Source organism: Dechloromonas sp. ARDL1 (assembly GCF_051122455.1).
In the GTDB taxonomy this organism is placed as follows: Bacteria; Pseudomonadota; Gammaproteobacteria; order Burkholderiales; family Rhodocyclaceae; genus Azonexus.
The window spans coordinates 2,743,849-2,758,556 of record NZ_CP168939.1; the positions used below are offsets into that span (position 1 = coordinate 2,743,849).

The 14,708-nt window shown below is 63.5% G+C and carries 14 protein-coding genes; 6 read left to right on the forward strand and 8 right to left on the reverse strand.

Going from position 1 to position 14,708, the window contains the following annotated elements; all coding sequences use genetic code 11:
* Positions 1–221: 221 nt before the first annotated feature.
* From AB6Q56_RS13565 to pmbA, 7 genes are all read right to left on the reverse strand, one after another.
* Positions 222–1,532: an MFS transporter gene (locus AB6Q56_RS13565; RefSeq protein ID WP_023103967.1), complete on the reverse strand. Its 1,311-nt coding sequence runs from the start codon at positions 1,530–1,532 to the stop codon at positions 222–224.
* A 9-nt stretch (positions 1,533–1,541) separates the two neighbouring features.
* A complete protein-coding gene (locus tag AB6Q56_RS13570) occupies positions 1,542–1,799 on the reverse strand; it encodes a metal-sensing transcriptional repressor (RefSeq protein ID WP_003111693.1) in 258 nt (85 codons plus the stop codon).
* 83 nt (positions 1,800–1,882) lie between these two features.
* On the reverse strand, positions 1,883–2,275 hold the full coding sequence (locus AB6Q56_RS13575) for a hypothetical protein (RefSeq protein ID WP_023114166.1): 393 nt from the start codon (positions 2,273–2,275) through the stop codon (positions 1,883–1,885).
* Positions 2,276–2,627: 352 nt separating this feature from the next.
* Positions 2,628–3,692, reverse strand: coding sequence for a PDDEXK nuclease domain-containing protein (locus tag AB6Q56_RS13580; protein ID WP_023125152.1), 1,065 nt, complete (start codon positions 3,690–3,692; stop codon positions 2,628–2,630).
* The gene (locus tag AB6Q56_RS13585; RefSeq protein WP_023114164.1) at positions 3,689–4,888 is read right to left on the reverse strand and encodes a tyrosine-type recombinase/integrase; all 1,200 of its coding nucleotides are present in this window, start codon (positions 4,886–4,888) and stop codon (positions 3,689–3,691) included. Before AB6Q56_RS13585 ends, AB6Q56_RS13580 begins: the two co-directional genes overlap by 4 nt.
* 222 nt (positions 4,889–5,110) lie before the next feature.
* Positions 5,111–6,199 carry a TRAP transporter substrate-binding protein gene (locus AB6Q56_RS13590; protein ID WP_434513655.1) on the reverse strand — a complete coding sequence of 363 codons (1,089 nt, stop codon included), beginning with the start codon at positions 6,197–6,199 and terminating at the stop codon, positions 5,111–5,113.
* A 99-nt stretch (positions 6,200–6,298) separates the two neighbouring features.
* Positions 6,299–7,642, reverse strand: a complete 1,344-nt coding sequence (gene pmbA / locus AB6Q56_RS13595; RefSeq protein ID WP_434513656.1) for a metalloprotease PmbA — start codon at positions 7,640–7,642, stop codon at positions 6,299–6,301.
* Between the two features lie 69 nt (positions 7,643–7,711).
* Between pmbA and yjgA the strand changes: the two genes are divergently transcribed.
* Positions 7,712–8,248 (forward strand): ribosome biogenesis factor YjgA, encoded by a 537-nt coding sequence (gene yjgA, locus AB6Q56_RS13600; protein WP_434513657.1) that lies wholly within the window; start codon positions 7,712–7,714, stop codon positions 8,246–8,248.
* On the forward strand, positions 8,241–8,831 hold the full coding sequence (gene mog / locus AB6Q56_RS13605) for a molybdopterin adenylyltransferase (RefSeq protein WP_434513658.1): 591 nt from the start codon (positions 8,241–8,243) through the stop codon (positions 8,829–8,831). The genes yjgA and mog overlap by 8 nt, the downstream gene beginning before the upstream one ends.
* Before the next feature lie 9 nt (positions 8,832–8,840).
* Here the strand turns inward: mog and AB6Q56_RS13610 are convergent, their stop codons facing one another.
* Positions 8,841–10,391, reverse strand: coding sequence for a hypothetical protein (locus tag AB6Q56_RS13610; protein ID WP_434513659.1), 1,551 nt, complete (start codon positions 10,389–10,391; stop codon positions 8,841–8,843).
* Positions 10,392–10,519: 128 nt separating this feature from the next.
* On the opposite strand from AB6Q56_RS13610, the gene AB6Q56_RS13615 reads away from it, so the two are divergent.
* The 4 genes from AB6Q56_RS13615 to AB6Q56_RS13630 all read left to right on the forward strand — a co-directional run bounded on the left by AB6Q56_RS13615 (position 10,520) and on the right by AB6Q56_RS13630 (position 14,661).
* Entirely contained in the window at positions 10,520–11,314 is a 795-nt protein-coding gene (locus AB6Q56_RS13615) for a thymidylate synthase (protein ID WP_434513660.1), read from the forward strand.
* A gap of 3 nt (positions 11,315–11,317) precedes the next feature.
* Complete coding sequence (pgi, locus tag AB6Q56_RS13620; RefSeq protein ID WP_434513661.1) at positions 11,318–12,913, forward strand: glucose-6-phosphate isomerase; 1,596 nt, start codon at positions 11,318–11,320, stop codon at positions 12,911–12,913.
* Positions 12,910–13,404, forward strand: a complete 495-nt coding sequence (locus AB6Q56_RS13625) for a dihydrofolate reductase (RefSeq protein WP_434513662.1) — start codon at positions 12,910–12,912, stop codon at positions 13,402–13,404. Before pgi ends, AB6Q56_RS13625 begins: the two co-directional genes overlap by 4 nt.
* A gap of 78 nt (positions 13,405–13,482) precedes the next feature.
* The gene (locus AB6Q56_RS13630; protein ID WP_434513663.1) at positions 13,483–14,661 is read left to right on the forward strand and encodes a branched-chain amino acid ABC transporter substrate-binding protein; all 1,179 of its coding nucleotides are present in this window, start codon (positions 13,483–13,485) and stop codon (positions 14,659–14,661) included.
* Positions 14,662–14,708 lie beyond the last annotated feature (47 nt).

A 14,708-nucleotide genomic window follows, 5' to 3' on the forward strand; every position in this document is an offset into this window, starting at 1 on the left:
GGCACGGCGCAGCGCAAGCAGTCAGGGGTCAACGACGGCCGCCAGAACGCAAGCGCCATCGGCGCGCAGCCCTTGACGGCGAGAACGCCGTGGCACGATGAAGGGGACAGCAAGACCGCCTCCCTCGCACCTCCACGCACGCGGTTTTTGGCAAGCGAAGCGCGCAGGCCCGAATAGCAATCCGGGCCGGAGGCATCAGCGATGTGAAAGGCGGGCAGTTCTTAAATGCGCGCCCAGTCCCGGTGCAGATCGTCAACGATCATGGGATGACGGTGCCCGCCTCGGTCTGCATGTTCGCGCAAGTGAGGATGATCTGGCGGTAGATCAGGGTGATCGTGGGCGATGTCGGAAGAATCACTAGCGGGCCAGAGCCACAGCGCCAGTCCCACTCCGACAAGACCAATCAGCGACATGATGATGAAGGTCGATTGCAGCCCAAAGGCAGCGCCGAAGCGACCGGCCAAGGGATAGCAAATGAGCCAACACGCATGGGAGAGGGCGAATTGCGCGGCAAAGACCGCGGGGCGATCCTCGGGGTGAGCGGAGCGGCGCAGCAGCCGGCCGGAAGGTGTTTGCGCCACGCTGTAGCCGAAGCCGACCACCAACCAGATCACCACCAGAACGGCATATGTCGGAATCATTGCCCCGGCTGCCGTTCCCACAACCAGCATCGTCGCTCCCGCAATCATGACAGGCCGATCAGCAATCTTGTCGAGCAGGCGAGGCAGCGCGAAGGCCGCAACCATCGACCCGCCTCCGAAGGCCGCCAGCGCCCACGCTACCTCGGATTCGCCCAGGCCGAAGCGTGCCTTCACGATGACCACCGTGTTCACGATCACCATTGACCCCGCTGCTGCCACCGCGAGGCTGATCGCCAGCAGACCCCGAAGGCGCGGCGTGGCGAGGTAAATGCGCGTGCCCCGCGTAGTGCGATCCCATATGCCACGACGCGGGCCGGGAACGGTTGTGGGAAGCCTCACGCTGACCACAAGCGCGGCTGACACGAGGAAGCCGAGAACCGTTCCGGCAAACAGGTTGTGGAAGCTGATGACCGTCAGTAGCGCGGCGGCCAGCATCGGGGAAATCAGGCTTTCCAAATCGTAGGCCAGCCGGGAAAGCGACAGTGCTTTCGTGTACTCGTCTTCGTCGGGAAGGATGTCCGGGATAGTGGCTTGAAAGGTCGGCGTGAAGCCTGCGGACGCCGCCTGCAAGACGAAGATCAGCAGATAGATTTGCCAGATTTCGCTGACAAAGGGCAGGCAGAGCGCAACGGATGCTCGTACTAGGTCAAGGGCAACGAGCAACGACCGTCGCGGCAGCCGGTCGGCGAACGCCTGCGCGACCGGGGCGACTCCGACATAGGCCAGCATCTTGATTGCGAGTGCCGTCCCGAGTACCGCGCCGGCATTCGCCCCGGCCAGATCGTAGGCAAGCAGGCCAAGGGCCACCGTCATCAGGCCGGTGCCGACAAGCGCAATCACCTGAGCGGCGAACAGGTGACGATAGGTACGGTTCTTCAGGACGGAGAGCATCGGCGGGCCTCAGAGCAGTTTGGTCAGTGCCTTCATTTCGGTCAAAACGGAGTCTTCGTCATGGGCCAGGCAATGGTCGATGTGGTCGTGGATCAGGACGCGCTTTGCGGCCGTCACCGCGCTTTCCACCGCCGCGAGCTGGCGGGCGATGTCGAGACAGGATTCGCCACTTTCGATCATCCCTATGACGTGCCGAAGATGACCATCGGCGCGTTTCAGCCGCTTCACGAGATCGGGATGGGTTGAGTGCTTGTGTGTCGCGTTCATGTGGCAATTGTATCCCCCCTGGGGGGATATGAAAATGTGCGCCGCCCGCGAAGGAGCGACGCACCGAAGGCCGCACGACGCAATCAGCCCGCCGCCGGCGCTGTCATCGACTGCAACTGCTCGATCACGCCAGGCTCAACGAACACGCAAGCCTGCTCGTCCGCGATCGGCACGTTGAACACCTGCGCGAACACCGTGCGCCGCAGATGGGCCAGCCGGCCGGTCCGGTATGCCTGCTCGGGCTTCATGCGCCCGCCAGCCTGCGACCCGCTGCGCTGCGGATCGCATTCGACCAGCGCGACAAAGCCATCGTCGGCCAGCTTCTGATGCTCGGGGCACAGGCCCCAGCCGGTCGCCGTGTGGCGCTCCATGCTCGCGCGCAGGCGCTTGTCCAGCAGGATCGCGCCGGTGTCGAACGCCGTGCCGCAGACCAGGCAAACGTGCTGTTCGAGGGAAACGTGTGATTTGTCGTTCATGACGGTTCTCCGGTTGCAAGGGCGGAATTGCCCGGAACCGTCGCCCTCACGGCGCAGCGCAGCAGTCAGGGGTCGCAGACGGCCGCCAGGACGCAAGCGCGCAAGGCGCGCGCAGCCCTTGCACGGCGAGAACGCCGTGATACGGTGAAGGGACACAGCAAGACCGCCCCCTCACACCACCCCACGCACGCGGGTTTTTGGCAAGCGAAGCGCGCAGGCGCGGATCAGCGAGCCGGGCCGGAGGCGTCAGTGATGGAAGCCCGACAGGGGCGAGACTCGCGCAGCGAGGCTCGATGCGCAGCACGACAGCGCGACGGCGGCACGCCGGGACGCCCGACTGCTTGAGACAGGACTACTCGTTGTCGGTCTTGCGCTGCTCGATCTGCAACCGCGCCCGTTGCGTTGCTTGTTGCAGCCGCTCCACCAGCACGCCCCTCGGCGGCAAGGCGGTCAGGTACTCGGCGACGTGGATGCCCGACTTGTCCAACTCCAGCAATTCGATCTGCTCGCGCTTCTTGCCGGTGCAAAGGATGATCCCCAGCGGCGAGGCTTCCTCCGGCTCCCGTTCGTGCTTGTCCAGCCAGCGAAGATAAAGCTCCATCTGTCCCTTGAAAGCTGCCTTGAACTCGCCGACCTTCAACTCCACTGCCACCAGCCGCCGCAGCTTGCGGTTGTAAAACAGCAGGTCGAGGTGGAAATCCTCGCCGTCGATCTGGATGCGCTTCTGCCGGGCCACGAAGCTGAAACCCGCGCCCAGCTCCAACAAGAACGACTCCATTTCGCGGATGATCGCCGCCTCCAAGTCGCCTTCTTGCCAAGTGTCCCGCAGCCCCAGGAAGTCGAGGATGTAGGGGTCGCGCATGACCAGGGCGGGCGACATTCGCTGCGCATCGCGCATCTTCGCCAACTCCTGTGCGATCGTCTCGCCCGGCTTTTGAGACAGCGCCGTGCGCTCGTACAACATCGAGTCGATGCGCTCGCGCAGCGTCCGCACGCTCCAGCGTTCGGTGCTCGCCATCTGTGCGTAGTAGTCCCGCTGGAGCGGGTCTTTCAGCGGGATCAGGGCGATGAAGTGCGTCCAGCTCAATTCTCGTATCAGTGATACGAGAATCTGCTCGTCGGGGAAGGTGGCCGCGAACTGCACCATGCGGCGCAGGTTCTGCTCGGCAAAGCTGCCGCCGTACTCCTTCACCAACTGCGCCGCCAGGGTGGGCAGGACTTCCTTGCCATAAGCGCCCCGGCGCCCGTCCAAGACCTGCGTGCGGATGCGCTGGCCGATGCGCCAATAGAGCATCGTCAGCTCGCTATTCACCGTCGAGGCGGCGCGCTTGCGCGCCGCCTCGATCAGTGCCCGAATGTCGCCCAGCAGCGCCGAAGGCGCTGTGGACGATGCTGCGGATGACCGGCGCGTGTTCATGCCGCCGCCTCCGCAAGCTGGCGTGCGCCCGTGATGGCCTGGCGCCGGCTGGCCACCAGTTCGGCCGCATCGCGCACCGGCTTGTCCTCGGTGTGGACGTAGTGCATGAACATCGCTACGGTCTTGTGGCCCGTCAGCTTCATGCCCACTTTGGTCGGCACGCCCGAATTGGCAATGTCGGTCGTCGAGCGATGGCGGATGCCGTGCGTGCCGACGTGCGGGACGCCGGCGGCCTTGAGCACCCGGCACCAGCCGCCATAGTGCTCGCCAAAGGTCAGGTGCTTGGCCGGGTCGTTCGGCGATGGCAGGACGTAGGGGCAGCCCTCCCGGCGCGGCGCCGTCGAAAGCAGCCGATAGGCTTCCTCGCTCATGGGCTTGGAAATGCCGCCGACCTTGCTGTCGGGCCACACCACGCGCCGGTTCTCGAAGTCCAGCCAGCTCCATTCGAGCGGGCAGATTTCGGAGCGCCGGGCGGCGAACTCGAATTGCAGCCGGATCGCCAGCGGGATGACGTAGTTCTCCAGCCCCTCCGCCTCCAGCTTCTCCAACTGGCGGAAGATCCGCACCATTTCCTCGTCCACGATGAGCCGGGTTTCCTTGCCCGGCGGGTACATGGGGACGTGGCGGCACGGGTTCGTGCCGTCCGGGCGGTAGCCCCACACTTCGGCCAGGTTGAACATCTTGCGCAGCACGCCGAAGGTCTTGTTCGCCTCGGTCGGCTTGTAGGCCAGTTTCTCCATCAGCCCGGCAATGTCGGGCCGCTTCACGTCATGCACCTTCTTGCGGCCCAGCAGCGGGATGATGTTGCGGTCTATGACGCCCTGATAGCCGTCCTGCGTGCTGGGCTTGTTGCGCTTCTTGGAGTAGTCCTCCATGAACTTCTTGCACAACTCGGCCATCGTGGGCGCCTTGCGCGCCTCGGCCTTGGCGCCGCCGGGGTCGCCGCCCCGGCGAACCTCGGCCAGCCAGTCCTGTGCCTTGACTCGTGCCTGTTCGACGGTCAGCTCCCCGTACAGCCCCAGCGAGGGCTTGCGGGGCTGGCCGGAGTTCGTGCGGTACTGGAGCATGAACACCCGGCGGCCGGTCGGGGTAATCTTGCACAGGAAGCCGGGCACCACGGTATCCCGCAGTTCAACATCCTTGGCCTGGGGTTGGGCCGACTCCACGGCGGTCTTGGTGAGCTTGATCTTTGCCATGATGACTCCTCGGAACAACCCGGATTCCAGGAGCCAGATAGGAGCGGCGCGAGGGAAAACCGGGTCAAGTTTCAGAAAGCACCGGCATATGATGGACGCGCGTAAGTTATTGATAAACCTGCTGTATCTAGCTACGGCGCAGTCCAGCGAACTACCGGGCTGGAGTCATCGTGAAACAAAAAACCCGCGGAATCCGCGGGTTTTTTGTTGAGCAAGAAACGCTTACTTGTGCGATTGCAGGAAGCGGTCCATGCGCATTTCGGCAACGCTGAACCAGGCGTTCTGCGTCTTCCGATACTTCTCCCACTCGGTGTAGACCTTCTTGAAGGCCGGATTCTTGCCAGCTTCGTCTGCATAGATCTGCTGAGAGGCCTTGTAGGCGGCTTCGAGAATTTCGTCGGAGAAGGAATGCAGCTTGACGCCGCTCTGTAGCAGCTTGGACAGCGCAATCGGGTTCTTGTGGTCGTATTCGGCCATCATCGTGACGTTGGCTTCGTACGCAGCAGCCTGGAAGGCGGCCTGGTATTCCTTCGGCAGCTTGTCCCATTCCTTTTTGTTCACGAAGAAATGGATGACCGGGCCGGATTCCCAGAAACCCGGGTAGTAGTAGTTCTTGGCGACCTTGTAGAAGCCGAGCTTTTCGTCATCGTACGGGCCAACCCATTCGGCGGCGTCGATGGTGCCCTTTTCCAGAGCCGGGTAGATGTCGCCACCGGCGATCTGCTGCGGCACGACGCCCAGTTCGTTGAAGACGGTACCGCCGAGGCCGGCGATACGCATCTTGACACCCTTGAGGTCGGCCAGGGTCTTCACTTCCTTGCGCCACCAGCCGCCCATCTGGGTACCGGTATTGCCGCCGGCAAAGGAGACCACGTTGTAGTTGGCGTAGAAATCGTCGAGCACTTTCTGGCCGCCGCCGTAGTAGATCCAGGCGTTCATCTGGCGGGCGTTCATGCCGAACGGCACGGCGGTGCCGAAACCGAAGGTCTTGTCCTTGCCGACATAGTAGTACGAGCAGGTGTGGCAGCACTCGACGGTGCCTTGCTGCACGGCATCCAGCGCCTGCAGGCCGGGAACGATTTCGCCGCCCGGGAAGACGCGGATATCGAACTTGCCGCCGGTCATTTCGCGCAGACGGTTGGCCAGCACATCAGCACCGCCGTAGATGGTATCCAGGCTCTTCGGGAAGGAAGAGGTCAGGCGCCATTTGATGGTCGGCGCCGACTGGGCGATGGCCGGTGCGGCCAGGGTGGTTGCGGCACCTGCTGCGGCACCGACGGAAGCTTTTTTCAGAAAATCGCGACGTTGCATATTGTCTCCTCCAGAAGGGTAAGTCACGTCAAGCCTGTTGGCTGGTCCTATTTTTCACCAATCCCACCGGTTTTGCGAGTGGTGGAAAACCCTAATCGCTCACTCGCCGGCGATCGTCATGCGATCGATCAGGATCGATCCTGTCTGCTTGGTCCCACGAATCTGCACATCGTTGCCGACAGCGACAATCCCGGCCAGCATGTGCTTGAGGTTGCCAGCGATGGTGATCTCCTCGACCGGATGAACGATCTTGCCGTTCTCGACCCAGTAACCGGCGGCACCACGGGAGTAATCGCCGGTCACATAATTGATGCCATGGCCGAGCAGCTCGGTCACCAGCAAGCCGCGCCCCATCTGGGCGAGCAATCCATCCAGATCATGCTGCCCGGGCTGGATGATCAGGTTGTGGCTGCCGCCGGCGTTGGCCGTGGTCTGCATGCCCAGTTTGCGCGCTGTATAGGCGCTGAGAAAATAGCCCTGCAGGATGCCATCGGTCACGATATCGCGGTCGCGCGTCGCCACGCCGTCACTATCGAAGGCGGCGCTGCCCAGGCCACAGGGAATGTGCGGGCGCTCGGCGATCTGCACGAAGTCCGGCATGATCCGCTTGCCCAGATGATCGATCAGGAAGGAGGACTTGCGGTAGAGCGCCCCGCCGCTCGCAGCATGCACCAGACTACCGAGCAGGCCTCCTGCCAGTTGGGCTTCGAAAATGACCGGAAACTCCCCGGTCTTGACCTTGCGCCCCCCCAGGCGGGCCACCGCGCGCTCGGCGGCAATACGCCCAACCTGCTGCGGGTTGTCGAGATGGCTGGCGTCGCGATGCGTCGTATACCAGTCGTCGCGCTGCATGGCATCCTGCTCTCCGGCGATAACCGAGCAGGAAATGTAATGGCGCGAGGTCGGATAGCCTCCCATGAAGCCCAGGCTGTTAGCGGACACGAAATGCGCCTGCTGTGTCGAGATCGAAGCGCCCTCCGAGTTGCTGACCAGCGGACTGGCATCGAAGGCAGCCTGCTCGCAGCGACGGGCCGTTTCGATCGACTCCTCGACGCTCAAGGCCCACGGATGATACAGATCGAGGTCGGGGCAATCGCGGGCCATCAACGCGGCATCGGCCAGCCCGGCACAATCGTCCTCGGCGGTGAAGCGGGCGATGTTCAGCGCGGCCTCGACGGTTTCCCGCAAAGCCTGGGCCGAAAAGTCCGAGGTGCTGGCGTAGCCCTTGCGCTGCCCGGAATAAACGGTAATGCCGATACCCTTGTCACGATTGAACTCGATGGTCTCGACTTCATCGCAACGGACTGTGACCGACTGTCCGAACCCCTCCGATACATCGACTTCGCAGGCCGTCGCCCCCTTGGTGCTGGCGTGTTTGAGCACATCCACGGCAAGCTGCTGCAGGGTGGCGAAGGCGTAGGAAAATGCGGCGGTTTCGGACATGGAAGGGGCGTCGAAGCGGTAAAATCGCTATCATAACAGCCCGCCACAGACCGCCTCCGATTGGTTCACATGCAAGACGAAGATTTCACCGAAGACACCGGCCGCCCCTCGAAAACCAAGCAGAAGGAGGCGATGCACGAATTGCGCGACCTCGGCGCCGAACTGGTCGAACTCTCGGTCGGCCAATTGAAACGCATCAACCTGCCGGAAAATCTTTTCGACGCAGTGCGCGACTGCCAGAAGATCACCGCCCATGGCGCCCGGCGCCGGCAAATCCAGTATCTGGGCAAGCTGATGCGCGGCGTCGACGACGAACCGATCCGTGCGGGGCTGGCCATGCTGCGCGGCGAGTCGTCGGCCGAAACGGCCCGCCTGCACCGCCTGGAGCGATTCCGCGTCCGCCTGCTGGAGGACGAGTCGGTCCTCGCCGAGATCGCCGCGCAGTGGCCGACTGTCGACCTCCAGCATCTGCGCACCCTGCGTCGCAATGCGCTGAAGGAAAAGGAAAACAACAAGCCGCCGAAGAATTTCCGCGCCATCTTCCAGGTCCTGCAGGATCTGGACAAGGCCGGCGCCCCCGCTGCCGAGGAGGACGCCGATGAATAAGGAACTCGTCGTCGGCCTGGTCTCGATCAGCGACCGCGCCTCGACCGGCGTTTACGAAGACAAGGGGATACCCGCCCTGCAGGAGTGGCTGGCGTCCGCGCTAACCACACCATGGCGCGCCGAAACCCGGCTGATTGCCGATGACCGGCCGTCCATCGAACAGACCCTGATCGATCTGGTCGACAACGCCGGCTGCCATCTGGTGCTGACTACTGGCGGCACCGGCCCGGCCTTGCGCGACGTGACGCCGGAAGCCACGCTGGCGGTAGCCGACAAGGAGATGCCGGGCTTCGGCGAAGAAATGCGGCGGATCAGCCTGAATTTCGTGCCGACGGCGATCCTGTCGCGGCAAGTTGCCGTCATCCGCAGGCAGGCGCTGATCATCAACCTGCCCGGCCAGCCGAAGTCGATCAAGGAAACACTGGAAGGCGTCCGTACCGCCGACGGCACGGTGAGCCACGTCGGCATATTCGCCGCCGTGCCCTACTGCATCGACCTGATCGGCGGCCCCTACGCCGAAACGAACCCAGCGGTGATCAAGGCCTTCCGCCCCAAATCGGCCATCCGTCCGCCCCAAGGCTAAGGTAGCGTTTCAGGCGACGCCGACGACACGCCGGCGATAGCGAGCCAGTTCGTAGTCGGCCGTCTGCTCGAGCAGCGAAACGGGATCGAGCACGACACGCTGGCCATCGGCCGCATACTCCAACGACTCCCGCGGGGAAAAGGCGCCGTAAGGCAGAATCACGCGCAACTCGCCGGCCTCGTTGCCGTCCAGTAGCAGGAGCGCCGGCGTCGTGGCCGCCGCCCCATAACTCGAAGCGGAACGGACGCGGACCTCCTGGGCATTGGCCTGGCGGGACAGAACCTCGATCCCGACCCGTGCCTCGTTTTCCGACTCGCGGTGATAACGACGAACGACCCCGATCAGCCAGTTATCGCCTCCTTCCGGCTGCATGGCGATCAGGGCGCCGACGCGCAACCATTCCCCCGGAACATCCCCGAATACAGCACCGAATCCACCCCGGCTGACATTCTCGACTACCCAGCTTTCGACCGGCAGCCCGGCGGGACGCCCGCCAAATTCCCCGGAAAAAACGATGAAAGCGTTAACCAAGCCGTGCAACACCGACATCCGGTGCTTTACCCGGTGCCTGTCGTGCTTGCGCTGCGGCGGGATCGGCGCCAGATAGCTGGCTAGATGTTTGAGCACACGCGCCACCAGCTTGGGCTGGTATTGTCCGCCGAGGTCCATCGCTGCTGGTACATCGCCCCCCCGGGCCAAGGTATCGAGCAAGGCCAGCATCGCCTGATGGGCACCGGCCGGCTTGATGAAGCGTTGGGTCGGCGTCGCGCAAGCCGGCATCCTGGCCAGGCGAAGCGGCGGCTGGGCCAGTTCCAGATCGGACCAATAGACGCTATCGATCAAGGCGTTGCGCGTAAATACGAAACCGCTCAGAAAATGGGCGATCAGGCGCTCGGCGATTTCAATCTCCAGCGGCAGCAGACTGCCCAGCGAAGCGGCCTGGAAGATCATGACTTTCTGGTATTCGGCGACCGGCGAGGTCATGCCCGTCTTGCCGACCAACGGGACCGCCTTGTCGGCCACTTCGGCCACCTCGGCAGCCAGCAGCGCCTGACCGAGCGGGCGCCACAACTCGGCACGCATCGGGCCATAGTGGAACTGCTCCCACTTCAGCACGGCCCCCAGCGCCGCAATCAGACGGACGGTGAGCGTCGGCAGAACGCTCGACGGCAATTCGCCGGCCCGGGGCTTGTCCGCAACCTGACCGAGGCAACGCTCGTAGGTAGCCGACAGCAGACGCCAAAAGCCGTAATTTATCGACCACAGGCGCTTTTCCTCCGAGCGGGAAAGACGGGCGGCCTGGAAATACTCGCGAGCCAGGCGCTTGAGATGGGGATAGGCCGCTTCCTCCAGTGCCTGCGCCACCTCGTAGAGACGTTCTACCGGAAAATCGTCGATCCCGGCCAATGACTCCAACCAGCCGGTAATCTCGTCCTGCGCCTTGAAAGCGTTGTCCTTCGGCAATTCACTGAGAATCCTGCGCATCTCGCGCGGATTGGCCAAGGGGTGGTCGCTCTTCCCGCCCCACATTCCGCCCAGCGTTGCAACCTTGTCGAACACGGCTTCTCCCCGGAAAAACTGTTTTTCTTGATTGTAGTTGTCGTTTCGGCGCGCAAACGAGAGAAATTTCCGAACGCGCTCCCCGAGGTAGAATAGCCGATCTGAATTTTCCCCGGATAGTCGAATCGATGCAGCCCTACCTAGACCTGATGCGCCATGTGCTGGAAAACGGTAACGACAAGTCGGACCGCACCGGCACCGGCACCCGCTCCGTATTCGGCTGGCAGATGCGCTTCGACCTGAGCAAGGGTTTTCCGGTCGTCACGACCAAGAAGCTGCACCTCAAGTCGATCATCCACGAACTGCTGTGGTTCATCCAGGGCGACACCAATATCAAGTACCTGCAGGACAACGGCGTCCGCATCTGGGACGAATGGGCCGATGCAAATGGCGATCTCGGCCCGGTTTACGGCAAGCAATGGCGCCGCTGGGAAACGCCGGACGGCCGCCTGATCGACCAGATCACGCAGCTCGTGCACAGCCTGAAGAACAACCCGGACTCCCGACGCCACATCGTGTCGGCCTGGAACCCCAGCGACGTCGACAACATGGCCCTGCCGCCCTGCCACTGCCTGTTCCAGTTCTATGTCGCCAACGGCAAGCTGAGCTGCCAGCTCTACCAACGCTCGGCCGACATCTTCCTCGGCGTGCCCTTCAACATCGCCTCTTACGCCCTGTTCACCATGATGTTGGCCCAGGTTTGCGGCTACCAGCCGGGCGAGTTCGTGCACACCTTCGGCGACGCCCACCTCTATTCAAACCATTTCGAACAGGCCCGCCTGCAACTCAGCCGAGAGCCGCGCCCGCTACCGAGCATGTGGATCAACCCGGAGGTAAAGGATATCTTTGCCTTCCGCTTCGAGGATTTCCGCCTCGATGGCTACGACCCGCACCCCCACATTCCGGCCCCCGTTGCCGTCTGACCCATGCAAGTCCCGCTCCGCCCCGCCTGGCTGGCGCTCGCCGACCACGCTCGCAGCCTGAAGCCGCGCCACCTGCGCGAGCTGTTCGCCAACGACCCGGAGCGTTTCACGCGTTTCTCGCTGCATCACGACTCCCTGCTCGTCGATTACTCAAAGCAGCGCGTCAATCAGGAAACGATGACCCTGCTTCGCCAACTGGCCGAGCAAGCCGACTGGACTGGCTGGATGAAGCGCATGCGCGCTGGCGAGGCGATCAATCACACGGAAGGCCGTGCCGTACGCCACGTCGAGTTGCGCGCAGGCGACGACGCCCCCCCGGAGGTCAAGCAGGTCCTCGGGCGCATGGCCGATTTCTGCGAACGCGTTCATAACGGATCGTGGCGGGGTTTCTCGGGGGAACGCATCACCGACGTGGTCAACCTGGGTATCGGCGGATCGGATCTCGGGCCGCGCATGGTCGTCCGCGCCCTGTCGGCCTGCCAGCAGCCCGACTTGCGCGTCCATTTCGTCTCCAACCTGGATGGCGCCGACCTGGCCAGCAGGCTCACGGGTCTGAACCCGCGCAGCACGCTGTTCGTCGTTGCCAGCAAGACCTTCACCACGCTGGAGACCATGGCCAACGCGCGTACGGCACGTGACTGGCTGCTCGCCACCGCCGGCCATGCCGATGCCGTCGCCCGGCACTTCGTCGCCGCCTCAAGCAATCTGGAGGCGACACAGGCATTCGGCATCGCGCCGCAAAACGTCTTCGAATTCTGGGACTGGGTCGGCGGGCGCTTCTCGCTGTGGTCGGCCATCGGCCTGCCCATCGCCCTGGCTGTCGGCTTCCGCAACTTCGAGCAGTTGCTGGCCGGCGCCCACGACATGGACGAGCACTTCTTTAACGCGCCTACCCGCGAAAACCTGCCGCTGACACTCGCCCTGATCGCCCTGTGGAACACCAACTTCCTCGAAGCCCACAGCCACGGCGTGTTCCCGTACAGCCACTCCCTGGCCCTGCTGCCCAAGCACCTGCAGCAGCTCGAGATGGAAAGCAACGGCAAGCGAGCCAATCGCGACGGCCTCGCGGTCGACTACGCGACCAACCCCATTCTCTGGGGCGAGGCCGGCACCAACGGACAGCACTCTTTCTTCCAGCTGTTGCACCAGGGTAGCGCACTGGTCGCCAGCGACTTCATCGCCCTCGGCCGTTCAGACTACCCACTCCCCGGGCATCACAGCGACCTGCTGGCCAGCTGCCTGGCCCAATCCTCGGCACTGGCCTTCGGCCAGACCGTCGAAGAAGCTCGCCACGCAGGCATTCCCGAGCATCTGCTGCCTTTCCGGCGCTTTCCGGGCAACCAGCCGTCGACCACCATCGTGCTGTCGGCGCTGACACCGTTTACCCTCGGTCAATTGCTGGTGCTCTACGAGCACAAGGTTTTCTGTCTCGGCATCCTCTGGAATCTCAACTCCTTCGATCAGTGGGGCGTCGAACTGGGCAAGCAACTGACCGGCCGCCTCGCCCCCTGCATATGCGGCGATGCCTCCACCGACACACTGGATGCCTCGACGCGCGGCCTCATCGACCATCTGCGCCATTTCCGGAATCCATCATGACCGAAGTCGTCGTCATCGCCGCCGTCGCCAGAAACCGCGTGATCGGCAAGGACAACACGCTGATCTGGAACATCCCAGAAGACATGGCGCATTTCAAAACCCTGACCGCCGGCCACGTCGTCATCATGGGGCGCAAGACCTGGGAGTCGCTGCCACCGCGTTTCCGGCCTCTTCCCGGCCGTCGCAACATCGTGATCAGCCGTCAGGCCGATTACAGCGCACCGGGTGCCGAAGTCGCCTCTTCGCTGCAGCAGGCGCTGGCCATCGCATCCAACGCCGAACAGGCGTTCATCATCGGCGGCGAACAGATCTACCGGCAGGCCATGGATGCCGCCCAGCGGCTCGAGATCACCCGGGTCGACCTCGCGCCCGAAGGCGATGCGTGGTTCCCCGAAATTCCTGCTGCCGACTGGCTCGAGCAGAGGAAGGACGATTTGCCGGCCACGTCCAGCCGGCCAGCTTGTACCTTCGTCACCTACATCCGCCGCTGACCGGAGATGGCATGGCTTCTCGCCCTACGGGAAGCCGGCTAGACTCCCCCTCTCACCTGTCCCGCTCCGGAGATATCCATGGACCGTCGCCTCACCCTCAAGCTGACCGTGGCCGCCGTGGCCAGCACCCTGCTCGTCGCCTGTGGCCAGCAGGAAGCCCCAAAGCAAGCCGCCGCGCCAGCTGCCGCCCCCGCCCAGGTGGTAAAAATTGGCTTCGCGGCCCCGCTGACTGGCGCCCAGGCCCACTACGGCAAGGAAATGCAGAACGGCATTTTGCTCGCACTGGAAGAGGTAAACGCCGCACAACCGAAACTGGGCGGCCAGCCGGTCCGCTTCGAGCTTGTTTCCGAGGATGACCAGGCCGATCCGAAACAGGGCGCCTCGGTCGCCCAGAAGCTGGTGGACGCCAGGATTCAGGGCATGCTCGGGCACTTCAATTCAGGCACATCGATACCGGCTTCGCGCATTTACATGGAAGCCGGCATCCCGCAAATCGCGATGGCCACGTCACCGGCCTACACCACCCAGGGATTCAAGACCACTTTCCGCGCCATGACCTCCGACACCCAGCAAGGTGCGGTCGCGGGCCGCTTCATGGTCGAGACGCTGAAGCTCAAGCGTATCGCCATCGTCGATGACCGCTCCGCTTACGGCCAGGGGTTGGCCGACGAGTTCGAGAAGGCGGCCAAGGCTGCCGGCGGCGAGATCGTCAAGCGCGAATTCACCAACGACAAGGCCGTCGACTTCAAGGCCATCCTGACCAGCATCAAGGCCGCCAAGCCCGACCTCATCTATTTCGGCGGCGCCGACGCCCAGGGCGGCCCGATGATGAAGCAGATGAAGGAGCTCGGCCTGGCGGCCACCTTCGCCGGCGGCGAGATGATCAAATCGCCGAATTTCCTGAAGCTCGCCGGCCCGGCGGCCGACGGCGCGATCGCTTCGCTGGCCGGCCTGCCACTGGCCAGGATGCCCGGTGGCTCCGCCTATGCAACCAAGTACAAGGCCCGCTTCAACATGGAAGTCGAGGTCTACTCACCCTATGCCTACGATGCGGCAAAAAGCCTGACCGCTGCCATGCGCCGTGCCGACAGCGCCGATCCGGCCAAGTACCTGGCGGAGCTGGCCAAGACGAAGCAGGCCGGGGTCACATCGTCGAATATCGAATACGACGACAAGGGCGACCTGAAAGATGGCGGCATCACCATCTACCGCGTGGAAGGTGGCGAATGGAAGGAATTGCAGTCGGTCGGCCAATGACATCGTTTTGAGGCTGACCGACTGGCCGCCTCAAAAATGAAAATGCC